Annotated in this window: 12 protein-coding genes; 10 read left to right on the top strand and 2 right to left on the bottom strand. The window is 43.3% G+C overall.

The window, feature by feature from the left end:
- Nucleotides 1-45 precede the first annotated feature (45 nt).
- Both serC and E5329_RS20880 read left to right on the top strand, forming a co-directional pair.
- A complete protein-coding gene (gene serC / locus E5329_RS20885; RefSeq protein WP_135991292.1) occupies nt 46-1,125 on the top strand; it encodes a 3-phosphoserine/phosphohydroxythreonine transaminase in 1,080 nt (359 codons plus the stop codon).
- A 1-nt stretch (nt 1,126) separates the two neighbouring features.
- Complete coding sequence (locus E5329_RS20880) at nt 1,127-2,290, top strand: phosphoglycerate dehydrogenase (RefSeq protein ID WP_135991290.1); 1,164 nt, start codon at nt 1,127-1,129, stop codon at nt 2,288-2,290.
- 170 nt (nt 2,291-2,460) lie between these two features.
- Here the strand turns inward: E5329_RS20880 and E5329_RS20875 are convergent, their stop codons facing one another.
- Nucleotides 2,461-3,729 (bottom strand): HD domain-containing protein, encoded by a 1,269-nt coding sequence (locus E5329_RS20875; protein ID WP_135991289.1) that lies wholly within the window; start codon nt 3,727-3,729, stop codon nt 2,461-2,463.
- A gap of 147 nt (nt 3,730-3,876) precedes the next feature.
- Between E5329_RS20875 and E5329_RS20870 the strand changes: the two genes are divergently transcribed.
- The 7 genes from E5329_RS20870 (at nt 3,877) to E5329_RS20845 (ending at nt 12,359) form a co-directional block, all read left to right on the top strand.
- Entirely contained in the window at nt 3,877-4,800 is a 924-nt protein-coding gene (locus tag E5329_RS20870) for a mechanosensitive ion channel family protein (protein WP_275443544.1), read from the top strand.
- 54 nt (nt 4,801-4,854) lie between these two features.
- Complete coding sequence (locus tag E5329_RS20865) at nt 4,855-7,770, top strand: insulinase family protein (RefSeq protein ID WP_135991287.1); 2,916 nt, start codon at nt 4,855-4,857, stop codon at nt 7,768-7,770.
- Between the two features lie 145 nt (nt 7,771-7,915).
- Complete coding sequence (gene era, locus E5329_RS20860) at nt 7,916-8,821, top strand: GTPase Era (RefSeq protein ID WP_135991286.1); 906 nt, start codon at nt 7,916-7,918, stop codon at nt 8,819-8,821.
- A gap of 252 nt (nt 8,822-9,073) precedes the next feature.
- Complete coding sequence (locus E5329_RS29985) at nt 9,074-9,289, top strand: hypothetical protein (RefSeq protein ID WP_168356711.1); 216 nt, start codon at nt 9,074-9,076, stop codon at nt 9,287-9,289.
- Nucleotides 9,228-10,016: a DNA repair protein RecO gene (recO, locus tag E5329_RS20855; protein ID WP_135991284.1), complete on the top strand. Its 789-nt coding sequence runs from the start codon at nt 9,228-9,230 to the stop codon at nt 10,014-10,016. The genes E5329_RS29985 and recO overlap by 62 nt, the downstream gene beginning before the upstream one ends.
- 67 nt (nt 10,017-10,083) lie before the next feature.
- Nucleotides 10,084-10,704 (top strand): hypothetical protein, encoded by a 621-nt coding sequence (locus tag E5329_RS20850; RefSeq protein WP_135991283.1) that lies wholly within the window; start codon nt 10,084-10,086, stop codon nt 10,702-10,704.
- 257 nt (nt 10,705-10,961) lie between these two features.
- Nucleotides 10,962-12,359 (top strand): glycine--tRNA ligase, encoded by a 1,398-nt coding sequence (locus E5329_RS20845; RefSeq protein WP_135991281.1) that lies wholly within the window; start codon nt 10,962-10,964, stop codon nt 12,357-12,359.
- Between the two features lie 315 nt (nt 12,360-12,674).
- Here E5329_RS20845 and E5329_RS20840 read toward each other — a convergent pair whose 3' ends face one another.
- Entirely contained in the window at nt 12,675-13,004 is a 330-nt protein-coding gene (locus tag E5329_RS20840) for a double zinc ribbon domain-containing protein (RefSeq protein WP_135991279.1), read from the bottom strand.
- A 508-nt stretch (nt 13,005-13,512) separates the two neighbouring features.
- Here E5329_RS20840 and ppdK point away from each other — a divergent pair.
- Nucleotides 13,513-16,140 (top strand): pyruvate, phosphate dikinase, encoded by a 2,628-nt coding sequence (gene ppdK / locus E5329_RS20835; RefSeq protein WP_135991278.1) that lies wholly within the window; start codon nt 13,513-13,515, stop codon nt 16,138-16,140.
- The last annotated feature ends 31 nt before the right edge of the window (nt 16,141-16,171 follow it).

Here is a 16,171-nt window from a genome sequence, read left to right as displayed (position 1 = left end):
ATGAATGAAAGAATTTGCGCAATATGCAGATAAGAGGAGGAAAAAATGAGCAGAGTTTATAATTTTTCCGCAGGGCCAGCCGTTCTGCCGGAAGAGGTTTTACAACAGGCAGCAGATGAAATGCTGGACTATCAGGGAAGCGGCATGTCCGTAATGGAAATGAGCCACCGCTCGAAAGTATATGACAGCATTATTAAAACAGCAGAAGCGGATTTACGGGAACTGATGAATATTCCTGATAACTATAAAGTATTGTTTTTGCAGGGCGGAGCTTCCCAGCAGTTCGCCATGATTCCCATGAATCTGATGAAAAACAAAAAAGCCGCTTATATCGTAACCGGCCAGTGGGCGAAAAAAGCGTTTCAGGAAGCGCAGATTTACGGAGAAGCAGTGAAGGTGGCTTCTTCTGAGGATGAAACCTTTTCCTATATCCCAGACTGTTCTGATTTGGATATTCCAGAAGATGCAGATTATGTCTATATCTGTGAGAACAATACCATTTACGGAACCAAATATAGGACATTACCTAACGCCAAGGGTCATATTCTGGTGGCGGATGTGTCCTCCTGTTTCTTATCTGAGCCAGTAGATGTATCAAAATACGGCATTATCTATGGCGGCGTTCAGAAAAATATCGGGCCTGCCGGTGTGGTGATTGTCATCATCCGGGAAGATTTAATTACAGAAGACACCCTGCCCGGCACGCCTACCATGCTGAAATATAAGACCCATGCAGATGCGGAGTCCCTTTACAATACGCCGCCTGCTTACGGCATTTATATCTGCGGAAAAGTATTCCAGTGGATTAAAAATATGGGTGGCTTAGAGGTTATGAAACAGCGCAACGAGGAAAAAGCCAAAATTTTGTATGATTTCCTGGATGAAAGCAAAATGTTCCAAGGAACTGTGAGAAAAGAAGACAGATCCCTGATGAATGTGCCCTTTGTCACAGGAGACAAAGACCTTGACGCAAAATTTGTAAAAGAAGCGGAAGCAGCAGGATTTGTAAACCTGAAAGGACACAGAACCGTAGGTGGAATGCGGGCCAGCATATACAATGCCATGCCTAGAGAAGGCGTGGAGAAGTTAGTGGCCTTTATGAAAAAGTTTGAAGAGGAGAATTAAAATGTTCCAATATCATTGCTTAAATCCCATTGCTGGCGTGGGTCTGGATTTATTCAGCCAGGATTATAAGAAGACAGATGATATAAATCAGGCGCAGGCCGTACTGGTAAGAAGCGCCTCCATGCATGACATGGAGCTTTCAAAAGAGCTCTGTGCCGTTGCCCGTGCCGGAGCCGGAGTAAACAATATTCCGCTGGAAAAATGCGCCGAGCAGGGAATTGTTGTGTTCAATACCCCAGGAGCTAATGCAAACGGCGTCAAAGAGCTGGTATTTGCAGGAATGCTGCTGGCTTCCCGTGACATTACTGGAGGAATTCACTGGGTACAGGAAAACAAAGACAATGAAAACATCAGCAAAGATGTAGAGAAGGCCAAAAAGGCATTTGCAGGATGTGAAATTTCCGGCAAGAAATTAGGCGTGCTGGGATTGGGGGCTATTGGAGTTAAAGTGGCCAATGCCGCCACCCACCTGGGTATGGAAGTATATGGCTACGATCCCTTTATTTCTGTCAACGCTGCATGGAGCCTGTCACGGAATGTAAAACATATCAGCAATGTGGAAGATATTTACCGTGAATGCGATTATATTACCATCCACGTGCCGCTGCTGGAGGACACCAAAAAGATGCTGAACAAAGAGGCGTTTGCTCAAATGAAAGACGGCGTGGTAGTTTTGAACTTTGCAAGAGATTTACTGGTGGATGAAGTAGCCATTTTGGACGCCATTAAAGAGGGAAAAGTGAAAAAATACGTTTCCGATTTTCCCAATAGCGCAACGGCAGGAAAGGAAGGATGTATCCTGATTCCCCATCTGGGCGCATCTACGGAAGAATCTGAAGATAACTGTGCCGTGATGGCAGTGCAGGAGGTTAAGGATTTCTTGGAAAACGGAAATATTCGTAATTCTGTAAACTATCCCAATTGTGATATGGGCATCTGCTCCAGCGCAGGCCGTGTGGCGATCCTTCACAAAAATGTCAAAGGTATCATCGGAAAATATACTGCAGTTATGGCAGATAACAATATTAACATTTCAGATATGACCAATAAGAGCCGGGGCAATTATGCATATTCTCTTCTGGATATTGATTCTCCGGTGACAGAAGTGGCCATCGAACAGTTGAAAAAGATTGACAGCGTATTGAAAATAAGAGTAGTAAAATAAAATTTCACAAGGAGAAGATTCTGCGCTCAGCAGTTTCTTTCTTCCTGCGGAAACGCCGAAGAGAAAACGGGCAGGTGCTCAATGAAAAGAACCTGTCCGTTTTCCGTTGGTGAAAAGTAATCTTCTGATGTTTGTACGGAACAAAAAGCGCTTTGGGTCATGTTGTATGATTATTGATATTTTGTATTATAATGAAGAAGTATTGTATTCAGATAATGAAATTCGTCCATGACATGATGGTAAGTGCGGAACATGGATTCACAGGAAGACCTGGTCTGTTCCATAATCTGCGGAAAATATTTTTCCAGCGCCATCAGGATGGTGCAGTCCATATTGCAGCCCTTATATCTCTCTTTTAAAAATTGAACCAGATCCGGACGGCAGGAAATGTGCCCGCCTGGATTCATCATATTACTGATGAAATAGGAAAGGGCTACAATCTCCCCTGCCGGAGAAGGAGTAAAAGAAAGCGGTTCATTTTCTGACCAACATTTCAGAATCCGCAAAGATTCATTTATAATCTGAAGGATCTGTGCGTCTACCGTACCGGACAGGATTTTCTGGGTAACGTCAATCGTGGAATTCTGGTATAATTCCTTTAAATAGCAGTCATAATCCTCTACGCTGGTCAAATCAGAGGACAGAGACACCTTTCCAATGTTATGCAGCATAGCGGCAAGCTGTACCGTTTTCGCAGACCCAGCAGGCAGATGCAGAGTATGGGACAGATTTTCCGTTAAGTACACTGCATAACTGGTGTGCAATGCGGTATATTCATTCCGGAAATCTACCGAAAAAATAAAGGTCATCAGATATTTATGTATCTGCTCTTCCGTCAGAACAAGCTGCTCTTTGGTATAGCTGGCAACTTCTTCCTGATAGGCTCCGCTGTGAAGATGGTTCAAAATCTGATATTTCTTATTGGCGTCATGAAACCATCGGATTCCGGCAGAGGGAAATACGGTTTCATTGTACCTGTCCAGAAAAGAATCCAGCTGCTTTACATCATTCAGCACACAGAAAATGTCAATACGGTCTGCAAGATAAATCAGCTTTGCCATATCTCTGTGGTAATTGCCAATGGGAACCGGATAATATTGGGCATTGCAGTGATGGTGATACAAAATAATATCGGCATAATCTGAAAGAGGGGAGAAATTCTGAAACAGAAGATATCCGAATACAGAATGCTCCATGGAATCATTCATATCGAAGCTTAACATGGAATCAAGTTCTTCTCCCTTATAGGCGCCGATATCATGAAGCAGCCCCAGCATAAATATATCCTGCTTTTCCTGCTTCGTATAATAGCTGGTGTCTTCCAGCATCTTCATCAGAATATATGCAACACGTTCACCGTGATTGATCAGACGCGGGTCCAGATGCCGAAAGGAATGGCAAATGACCTCCACGATATTAATTAGTTGGGAACTGCTCATGTACACTACCTCCTTTTTTGTAGTTCATTTAAAAATATTGTTTGCCTTTACACCGCAAATATTATACTATAATAATTATAGTGAATTTGAATGCAGGTGTCAACAGAACAATCAAGGAACAGGCGCCTGAAACAGAGGAGAAAAGAAATGTTTTTGACAAACGCAGCAAATACTCTGATACAGAGAATGTTACTGGCAGACGACATCACGGATAATCTGGCGGAGCTTCAGCAGCTGGAGCAGGTTACCAGGCCCGGCGTGCTGAAAAGCTATCTGAACGATATGGTTCCTTACCTGATTGACTTTGCAATTCGGGCCGTCATTGCTCTTCTTATTTATTTCATTGGCAAAAAAATAATAAAATGGCTGCGGAAGCTGCTGCAGAGAGCTATGGAGCGTTCCGGCGTGGATGAAGGAGTGAAGCAGTTTCTGGATTCCTGCATCAAAATCACCCTGTATCTTGTTCTGGCAATGGCGGTGGTAAACCAGTTGGGCGTAGAGACAACTTCTGTAGTGGCGGTACTGGGTTCGGTAGGACTTGCCCTGGGTCTTGCTCTGCAGGGAAGCCTTTCTAACTTTGCAGGCGGCGTCCTGATTCTGCTGTTTAAACCATTTAAAGTGGGGGATTATATTATTGAAGATACCCATGGGAATGAAGGAACCGTGTCTGAAATTATGATATTTTATACCAAGCTGTCAACGCCGGATAACAGGATTGTGGTAATTCCCAACGGGACCCTGGCTAATTCCAGCCTTACCAACGTGACGCAGCAGGACAGACGGAGACTGGACGTATTTGTAGGAGTTTCCTATGAAACAGATATCCGGCGCGCCAAAGAACTTTTAACAGAGATTCTGCTGTCAGAGCAGTCTCGGATCCAGGAAGAGGAATGGCAGGTTTTTGTGGATGCATTAGGAGACAGCAGCGTCAGGCTGGGCTGCCGGCTCTGGGTAGTGGCAGAGGATTACTGGAAGGCGAAATGGCGTGTGAATGAACGAATTAAAGAGGTCTTTGATGAGAACCGGATTGAAATTCCATACAACCATCTGACCGTGAATCTGAAGCCGTGACAGAAGTATCATTTATGTGAAATAAAATAATAGAAAAGAGGAAGGACAATTAAAATGAATTTGAAAAACTGTAGCGCATATGAATTGCTAGAAGAAAAAAATTTAGAGGATATCAAGTCCGCAGGTTTCCTGCTGAAACACAAAAAGAGCGGGGCAAGAATCTGCCTGATTTCCAATGAAGATGACAATAAGGTATTTTATGTGGGATTCCGCACCCCCTCCTTAGACAGCACAGGAGCAGCCCATATTCTGGAGCATTCCGTCTTATGCGGTTCTGAGAAGTATCCAGTCAAAGATCCTTTTGTGGAACTGGCGAAATGTTCTTTGAATACATTTTTAAACGCCATGACTTATCCTGACAAAACAATTTATCCCCTGGCAAGCTGCAATGACAAGGATTTCCAGAATTTGATGGAAGTTTATATGGACGCAGTTTTTCATCCCAATATTTACAAACATAAAGAAATTTTTTGCCAGGAGGGATGGCATTATGAGATGGATGAAATGGATGCCCCTCTTACCATTAATGGCGTGGTATACAATGAAATGAAAGGAGCTTTTTCCTCTCCGGACGGAGTATTGGAGCGGGAGATCTTAAACAGTCTCTATCCGGATACCTCCTATGCCTTTGAATCCGGCGGAAATCCGGAAAATATTCCGGAACTGACCTACGAGCAGTTTTTGGCGTTTCATCAAAAATATTACCATCCCTCCAATTCTTATATTTATCTTTACGGGAATATGGATATGGAGGAAAAGTTAGAGTGGATTGACCAGGAATATCTCAGCAAATATAAGAAGATTGCAGTGGATTCTGACATTAAAATCCAGAAACCATTTACCGAACCCAGAGAGGTTGTCATCCCCTACAATATTGCCAGTGGCGAAGAATTAAAGGATAACGCCTATCTGTCTTATAATGTGAGCATTGAAACCATTTTGGACAAAACACTGTATGTAGCCTTTGACATTCTGGATTATGCGTTGCTGAGCGCACCGGGAGCGCCCTTAAAGCAAGCGCTTTTAGACGCCGGAATCGGCAAGGATATTATGGCCTCCTTTGACTGCAGCAGTTTGCAGCCTTTGTTTTCCATTGTTGCAAAAAACAGCAATTCAGAACAAAAAGAGGAATTTTTAAAAATTATCCAGGACGTGCTGAAGGAACAGGTGCGTACCGGAATTAATCGGAAATCCCTGATGGCTGGAATCAACAGCTTTGAATTCAGATACCGGGAAGCGGATTACGGTTCTTTCCCCAAAGGGCTTCTTCTGGGGATTAAGTGCCTGGACAGTTGGATTTATGATGAGAATCAGCCGTTTCTTCATCTGGAAGAACTGGAAATTATTGAATTTTTAAAAGCCCAGGCGGAAACAGGATATTTTGAGCAGTTGGTTCAGAAATATTTTCTGGATAATCCCCATGCTTCAGTGGTAATCGCAGAGCCGCAATATGGCCTGAATACAGAAAAAGAAGAAGCGCTGGCAAAGAAGCTGGCAGAATATAAGGCTTCCCTGTCAATGGAAGAGAAACAGGCTGTGGTTGAATTTACCCGCCGTCTGAAACAATATCAGGAGGAACCCTCCGCGCCAGAGGATCTTGCGACGATACCGATGCTTTCCAGAGATGACATAAAAAAAACCGGAGAAAAATTATATATTCGGGAACACACGGAAGATGATACATTGGTGCTGTGCCATGATATTGACGCCAATGGAATTGCATATTTCAGCCTGATATTTGATGCAGGCAAAATTTCCTCAGAAGAGATTCCCTGGCTTGGCATTTTAAAGGCCGTGCTGGGGTATGTGGATACCGCTTCCTATAGTTTTCAGGAGCTTGCCAATGAAATAAACCTTCACACCGGAGGGATTTTCAGTGAAATCGGTATTTATCCTCACGCAAAAAAAGACAGCATCCTTCTGAAATACGAAGTGAAGATAAAAACTCTGTACCATGAAATTCCAAAGACTATGGAGATTGTAAAGGAAATCATATCCGGAAGTAATTTCCGAAAACAGGAACGGCTGTATGAGATTCTGGCACAGTTAAAATCCAGGCTGCAGATGTCCTTAAGCGCCAGCGGACATTCTGTTTCTTCCATAAGAGCCATGTCCTATTTTTCAGAAAGCGCCCGCTATACCGATATGGTACAGGGGATTGAATTCTACCAGCTGGTAAAGGATCTGGAAGAACATTTTGAAGAGAAAAAAGATTTCATCACCAGTAAATTAGAATCTCTGATGAACTTGATTTTTTACAGGGATAATCTGATGTTCAGCATTGGCGCAGAGCCGGAAGGAATAGAAGCTCTGGAGAAAGAGATTCCTGCAATAAAAGCAATTCTTTCAGAGCATGCGCCTGAAACGTCAGAACCTTCCCTTCGCCTGGAAAAGAAAAACGAAGGTTTTCTGGATGCGTCTCAGGTGCAGTATGTATCCCGTGCCGGTAATTTTAAACAGGCAGGATACGAGTATACCGGAACTTTGCGGATTCTGAAAGTGCTGTTAAGCTATGACTACCTTTGGATTAACATCCGGGTCAAAGGCGGGGCTTACGGCTGCATGAGCGGATTTACCAGAAGAGGCGACGGTTATTTTACCTCTTACCGTGATCCGAACCTTTCAAAAACCAATGAGATTTATGAAGGAATTCCGGAGTATTTAGAGAATTTCCAGGCAACCGAGAAAGAGATGACAGGATATATCCTGGGAACCTTCAGCAGCGTGGACGCACCTTTAACGCCGGCTGGGAAGACAGGGCGCAGCGCCACCGCTTACTTTACCGGCATCACAGAAGAGATGCTTCAGAAAGAGCGGGAAGAAATCCTGCATGCATCCCAGGAGGATATCCGGAGTTTGTCCGGCGTCGTGAAAGCAATATTGAAAGAGAATGCATTCTGTGTGATCGGAAATGAAGAGAAATTAAAAGAAGAAAAAGAGTTGTTTCGGGAATTAAAGAATCTTTATTAAAGAATCTTTATTAAAAATCTTTATTAAAAATCTTTACGCAAAAAGTTTTCCAGGAACATTTTAACAAGAGATTCTTTGCAGGGCAGGCTTTGCCTGCAACAATTAAAAAAGGTAAGGCCTGCAGCGATGGAATGAAGGAGAGGATATGAATCAGATACTTAAATCAGGATTTGTAACATTGATTGGAAGGCCGAATGTGGGGAAGTCTACATTGATGAATCATTTAATTGGACAGAAAATCGCCATTACTTCCAAGAAGCCACAGACCACCAGAAACCGAATTCAGACGGTATATACAGAAGAAGGAAAGGGTCAGATTATTTTCGTAGACACGCCTGGCATCCACAAAGCCAAAAACAAGCTTGGAGAATATATGGTAAATGTGGCAGAGCGAACGCTGCAGGATGTGGATGCTGTGTTATGGCTGGTGGAACCAACCAGTTTTATCGGAGCCGGAGAGCGCCATATTTTAGAAAAACTGAAAAAAATCACTACTCCTGTAATCCTGATTATTAATAAAACAGATACAGTAAAACCAGAAGCAGTCCTTGCGTCCATAGACACTTACAGAGTGGAATATGAATTTGCGGAAATCGTTCCCCTGTCAGCCCTGCGGGGAGATAATACGGAAATTTTAACAGACCTGATATTCCAATACCTGCCCTACGGTCCAATGTTCTATGATGAGGACACCGTGACTGACCAGCCAGAAAGACAGATTGTTGCTGAAATTATCCGTGAAAAATCACTTCATGCCCTGAATGAAGAAATTCCTCATGGGATAGCCGTTACCATTGAGCGGATGAAGGAGCGCAAAAACGGCAGGATCACAGATATCGAAGCCACCATTATTTGTGAACGGGATTCTCACAAGGGAATTATCATAGGAAAAGGCGGTGCAATGCTGAAAAAAATCGGCAGCAACGCCAGGTTTGAAATTGAGAAAATGCTGGAACGCCAGGTGAACTTAAAGCTCTGGGTGAAGGTAAAAAAAGACTGGAGAGACAGTGACTTCCTGATTAAGAATTTTGGTTACCGGGAAGAAGAATAATGGTTCATTTCCTCTGGGATTTAGAGCAGCCTTGGCATTTTACTGCCGACAAAGAGCTGCGCAACTGTCAGGCATATTTTATTTCTGCCAGAATTTATCTGGTATATCTGGAAACTGAAAGGATACCCTAATATTAATTACAGTGATTAATTTTCCTTTAAAAGTTCCTTAACCTGCCTTAAGGCAGAGTTCAGGCATTTCCCGGAATTTGGCAGACTGTAAGAAACAAACGAAGAACAAGGGGGCGTCCAGATGGTAGCGCAGGAATGGAAGAAATTTGCAAGTACAGGAAGCATTCAGGATTATTTAAGTTACAAATGCCGGCGGAGCAATGAAAGAGTCAGCGGTGACGCAACTCTCTCCATGATGGCAGACCGAGATCAAACAGGCGGGAGCGTGAGAAGAAATGGGGCAGACCATAACGCTGACGGGCATGGTATTATCCGCAGCCCCGGTGGGAGAATATGACAGAAGGGTAATGATTTTAACGAAGGAAAGAGGTAAAATATCCGCATTTGCCAGAGGCGCAAGGCGGCCGGGCAATCAGCTGATGGCAGCAGTCAGCCCCTTTTCCTTCGGCCGCTTTGAAACCTATGAGGGACGCAGTTCTTATACCGTCGTGAAAGCGGATATCACCAATTATTTCCGGGAACTGGCAGAACATATGGAAAACGCCTGTTACGGATTCTATTTTTTGGAACTGACAGATTATTACGCCAGAGAAAACACAGAGGAAATACATATGTTAAAGCTTCTGTACCAGTCACTTCGTGCACTGGAAAAGGAGAACCTGGATAACCGGCTGGTACGCCGGATTTTTGAATTGAAAACCATGGTGATAAACGGAGAATATCCTAATGTGTTTTCCTGCCTGTCATGCAGAAAAGAAGAAAATCTGCATTGGTTTTCCACGAAAACCGGTGGAACGCTTTGTGAGAATTGCGGAGGGCAGGCCGGACAGATATTTTTGGATGAGTCTGTTCTTTATGCTATGCAGTATATTATAACCTCCACCATTGAGAAGCTTTATACCTTTACAGTCTCAGAAGCAGTTCTTGAAAAGCTGGAGGATATTATGAATGAATATATGGTGTTTTATGTAGAGCGGAAGTTTCATGCCCTTCAGATATTGGAAGAGAATGAGGGATTTGCAGCACAGATTATAGCAAATTCTGCTAAATCGGGAAATCAATAGTTGCAATCACAGACAGAAAAGGGTATAATATTTGCGATTCACGTATTAGACTTTGAGGAGGTTTAACATGAAAAAATTTATTTCCATTAGTCTGGTAATCCTTGTTCTGGCCGGACTATTGACAGGATGTGGAAAATCTTTGGAGGCAGATCGTGATACCGTGTACATACAGAAAAAGGGCAATGTAGTCAGTGCGGCTATCGCAGATTTTGACAAAGATTATTATGATGATGAAGAACTTAAGAATTATATTGATGAAAGGGTTGCGGAATATCAGGAAGAACATGGGAAAGGCAGTGTAAGCATTGATGAATTTTCCGTAGAGGATGGCGTTGCCAGACTTTTTATTAAGTACGACAGCTGTGAAGAGTATCAGAATTTTAATGAAGTGACATTATTTTCCGGCACCATCCCACAGGCTTTGGCGGAAGGATATAACTTTGAGGAAGAATTTACGGAAATTGAAAACGGTGAAGCTGCTGGAAGCGCAGACAGAGATGCGATTGCAGATCTGGATGCAAAAGTAATTATATTAAGTGAAAAGGTAGACGTGAAGGTGGATGGAACCATTCAATATGTTTCTTCCAGGTACACCACAATGAAAGCTAAGGATACGGTGTCTATCCAGCTTCCGGAAGAGGCGGAGGACGGAGAGGAATCCGCTCTGGTATATGTGATTTATGAGTAAGCAGCTTCGGTGACTGGACGAAAACAGTATTGGAGTTCACGGAATCAGTGGATAACAGCTTCTGTGAACGAACAAAAACAGCATTGGAGTTCACGGAATCAGCGGATAGCAGCTTCTGTGAACGAACAAAAACAGTATTGGGTTTTCACAGAATCAGAGGATAAGCAGTTTTAGTGACTGGACGGGAACAATACCGGCATAAAGGAATAGAATGAATACAGCAAAGAGCAAAAGTATAAAAAGAAAGAGGTAGCAATATGGAAAAAACCATGGAAAAAATCGTGGCACTGGCAAAGGCAAGAGGTTTCGTTTATCCGGGTTCCGAAATTTACGGAGGTCTTGCAAATACCTGGGATTACGGCAATCTGGGCGTGGAACTGAAAAATAATGTAAAACAGGCATGGTGGAAAAAGTTTGTTACAGAAAATGCTTACAATGTAGGTGTGGACTGCGCCATTCTGATGAATCCTCAGACCTGGGTAGCTTCCGGACATCTGGGAGGGTTTTCCGACCCGTTAATGGACTGCAGAGAGTGTCATGAACGGTTCCGTGCAGATAAAATTATCGAAGATTATGCAGAAGAAAAGGGAATTGAACTAGAGGGCACAGTAGACGGCTGGAGTCAGGAGCAGATGGTGAGCTTCATAGAAGAACATCAGATTCCATGTCCCACCTGCGGCAAACATAATTTTACGGATATCCGTCAGTTTAATTTAATGTTCAAAACCTTTCAGGGAGTTACAGAAGATGCCAAAAATACCGTTTACTTAAGGCCGGAAACGGCACAGGGTATTTTTGTAAACTTTAAAAATGTGCAGCGGACTTCCCGGAAAAAGGTTCCTTTCGGAATCTGCCAGATTGGAAAATCTTTCCGAAATGAAATTACTCCCGGAAACTTTACTTTCCGCACCAGGGAATTTGAACAGATGGAACTGGAATTTTTCTGTGTGCCTGGAACTGATTTGGAATGGTTCCAGTACTGGAGAAGCTTCTGCCGCGACTGGCTGCTGAATCTTGGCATGAAAGAAGAAGAACTTCGTCTGCGTGATCATGAGCCGGAAGAACTGTCCTTCTACAGCAAGGCAACTACAGACTTTGAATTCCTGTTTCCCTTCGGATGGGGCGAACTCTGGGGAATTGCAGACCGTACCGATTACGATTTGACTCGTCATCAGGAAACCTCCGGTCAGGATATGAGTTATTTTGATGACGAAAAGAAGGAGAAATACATTCCTTATGTGATTGAGCCTTCTCTGGGCGCTGACCGTGTGGTTCTGGCTTTCCTTTGCTCAGCTTATGATGAGGAAAATATCGGAACAGAGGAAAAACCTGATATGAGAACTGTGCTTCATTTCCATCCGGCGCTTGCGCCTGTAAAAATCGGAGTTCTGCCTCTCTCTAAGAAGCTGAACGAAGGAGCAGAGAAAATTTTTGCCAGATTGTCCAAAATGTATAACTGTGAATTTGATGACAGAGGAAATATCGGAAAACGTTACAGAAGACAGGATGAAATTGGAACTCCTTTCTGCGTCACATATGATTTTGAATCAGAAAACGACGGTTCGGTAACCGTGCGGTTTCGAGACAGCATGGAACAGGAAAGAGTGAAGATAGAAGAACTGGATGCGTATTTTTCAGATAAGTTTGATTTCTAATGGATACGCAGCGATTGAAAATCCATGGATACAGGTTCTGAATTGCCAAAAAGGAGAAAAGCCTTATGGAGTGAACAGGCGATTGATATCCTATACTAATGAGAAACAGGTTCTGAAATTGCCAAAAAGGAGAAAGGCCTTATGGAGTGAACAGGCGGTTGATATCCTATACAAAGAGAAACAGACATCAGGAAAATCAAAATTCCTGGCGTCTGTTTTTTCGTAAGTGGCTGGATAGGTGGCGGGAAATGAATATTGACAAAATTAAAACAGCTTATGAAGAATCAAGGAAATGCATAAGCTGCTATTTTTAGGTCATACATAATCCCTGCCGCAGTTTTTGCAGAAATTTTTATATTGTTGGTTCAATTCTCCACAGTCAGGGCAATACCATGTGCCATCCTGGCAGGGGCAGACTTTTACCAGATTCTTATGGGCATTCCCAGGTTCCAATTCTTTGCCTTGCCGTTCAATAGCCATAGCGCCTAATGGAGCGATGGAGGAACCTTTGTGTCCAAGTCCTGCATAAGCTTTTCCGTGTTTCCATGGAAAGCCTATGGAAACAGATTCTTTTAATGGTTCGCCGCAACTCTGGCAATAGCGAGTGCCTTCTAAATTCTCAGCGCTGCATATTTTGCATTTCATAATAATCCCTCCTAATTTTAAATGACTGTCAGAGTGAATGTTTTATATTTGAGTATGGAAAAATATAAATTGTTCTTTCAAATATGGGATGTCAGATATAAGAATTTTCCTTTTCAAGATTTATTATAATCGCAAAAAATCAAAAAAATAGACTTGCTATTATTCCAAAATATGTTAGAATATATGTGTGCGCTTTAGAATCGTGCGCTGTCTCATTGTGTAATGATGTTTAGATTGTGTTTGAAAATAGCTTTCATGAGATGTGCTTTCGCGTCCTCAGGATTTGGAAGGCCCAGCAGGTTTTGCTGGCTGAATGATGGTAAATTGATTTCCAATTCAGAAGCCATAGTTTGGTCATTGAGTTTTCAGACACATGAAAAATAAGATTTACAGTCATTCACTGTCTCATTGTGTAATGGCAGATGTGGAATTGTAAGGCATGTTAGTTTTAGTCGGCAGTCCATATCTGCATAACAATAAACCAAAGTAAATTTTAGGAGGAATTCAAATGGCAAACAAATGGGTTTATCTCTTCAAAGAGGGAAATGCTAACATGCGTGAACTTCTTGGAGGAAAAGGCGCAAACCTTGCTGAAATGACCAGCTTAGGTCTTCCGGTACCACAGGGTTTTACAATTACAACAGAAGCTTGTACTCAGTATTATGAGGATGGACGTCAAATCAATGAGGAGATCCAGTCTCAGATCAATGAATACATTGGTAAAATGGAAGAGATCACAGGAAAGAAATTCGGTGATAAAGAGAATCCGCTTTTGGTATCCGTACGTTCCGGCGCAAGAGCTTCCATGCCTGGTATGATGGACACCATCCTGAATCTGGGTCTGAATGAGACCGTTGTAAACGTTATTGCTGAAAAGTCCAACAATCCCCGGTGGGCATGGGACTGCTACAGAAGATTTATCCAGATGTATTCTGATGTAGTTATGGAAGTTGGAAAGAAATACTTCGAAGAACTGATTGATAAAATGAAAGCTGACAGAGGCGTGACACAGGACGTTGAACTTACAGCAGACGACCTGAAAGAGCTTGCATCTCAGTTTAAAGCTGAATATAAAGAGAAAATCGGCGAGGACTTCCCGGATGATCCGAAGGAACAGTTGATGGGAGCGGTAAAAGCTGTATTCCGTTCCTGGGACAACCCTCGTGCGAATGTATACCGTCGTGACAATGATATTCCATATTCCTGGGGTACTGCTGTAAACGTGCAGAGTATGGCATTTGGTAATATGGGTGATGACTGCGGTACTGGCGTTGCCTTTACCCGTGATCCGGCTACCGGAGAGAAGAAGCTGATGGGTGAATTCCTGACAAATGCACAAGGCGAAGATGTGGTTGCAGGAGTTCGTACTCCAATGCCAATCGCTCAGATGGAAGAGAAATTCCCGGCAGCGTTCAAACAGTTTACAGAAGTTTGCGCTACTCTGGAAAATCATTACAGAGATATGCAGGATATGGAGTTTACCGTTGAAAATGAGAAACTCTATATGCTTCAGACACGTAATGGTAAGAGAACTGCACAGGCTGCTCTGAAAATCGCCTGCGATTTAGTGGACGAAGGCATGAGAACCGAAGAAGAAGCAGTTGCTATGATCGATCCTCGTAACCTGGATACGTTACTGCATCCTCAGTTTGATGCTGCTGCTTTGAAAGCTGCTACTCCTGCAGGTAAGGGACTTGGCGCTTCTCCGGGAGCTGCATGTGGTAAAATCGTATTTTCCGCAGATGACGCTGTAGCATGGGCTGAGAAAGGCGAGAAAGTTGTATTAGTACGTCTTGAGACTTCTCCAGAAGATATTACAGGTATGAAGGCTGCTCAGGGTATCCTGACTGTCCGCGGCGGTATGACCAGCCATGCGGCTGTTGTTGCGCGCGGTATGGGAACCTGCTGTGTATCTGGATGCGGCGACATTGCTATGGATGAAGAGAATAAGAAATTTACCCTGGCTGGCAAGGAATACCATGAAGGAGATCCTATCTCTATCGACGGTACCACGGGTAACATTTATGACGGCCTGATTCCTACCGTTGATGCAACCATTGCCGGAGAATTTGGAAGGATTATGGCATGGGCAGATAAATATAGGACTTTAAAGGTTCGTACCAATGCCGATACGCCTGCAGACGCTAAGAAGGCGCGTGAGTTGGGTGCAGAAGGTATCGGCCTTTGCCGTACGGAGCATATGTTCTTCGAAGAGGACAGGATTGCTGCATTCCGTGAAATGATCTGTGCAGATACGGTAGAAGAAAGAGAAGCTGCTTTGGACAAGATTCTTCCTTACCAGCAGGGAGACTTTGAGAAATTATATGAAGCTCTGGAAGGCAATCCAGTTACCATCCGTTTCTTAGATCCGCCATTGCATGAATTTGTTCCTACTGAGGAAGAAGATATTAAGAAGCTGGCAGACGCTCAGGGCAAATCTGTAGAAGATATTAAGACATTGATTGATTCTTTGCATGAGTTCAACCCAATGATGGGACATCGTGGATGCCGTCTTGCAGTTACCTATCCGGAAATTGCAAAAATGCAGACAAGCGCAGTGATCCGTGCAGCTATTAATGTAAAGAAAGCGCATGCAGACTGGGCATTGAAACCGGAAATAATGATTCCGTTAATTGGCGATATCAAAGAGTTAAAATACGTGAAGAGAGTAGTAGTGGAAACTGCAGATGCAGAAATCGCTGCTGCCGGCGTTGAATTGGAATATGAAGTAGGTACCATGATTGAGATTCCGAGAGCTGCCCTTACCGCAGACGAAATTGCAAAAGAAGCTGACTTCTTCTGCTTCGGTACCAATGACCTGACACAGATGACTTTCGGATTCTCCCGTGATGATGCAGGAAAATTCTTAGAGGCATATTATGATGCTAAGATTTTTGAGAATGATCCGTTTGCAAAACTTGACCAGACTGGCGTTGGTAAGTTAATGGAGACAGCAATCAAGTTAGGAAAGCCGGTAAATCCGAATCTCCACATCGGTATCTGCGGCGAGCATGGCGGAGATCCTTCTTCTGTAGAGTTCTGCCACAAGATTGGTCTGGACTATGTTTCCTGCTCACCGTTCCGTGTGCCGATTGCAAGATTGGCAGCAGCTCAGGCGGCTATATCACAAAGATAGGCGAAAACCATTCTGGACTTTTACCATAAGT

The organism is Petralouisia muris (genome assembly GCF_004793545.1).
Taxonomy (GTDB): Bacteria; Bacillota; Clostridia; order Lachnospirales; family Lachnospiraceae; genus Petralouisia; species Petralouisia muris.
Note: the sequence above shows the minus strand (reverse complement) of the source record. Positions and strands in the feature narration are given on the sequence as shown.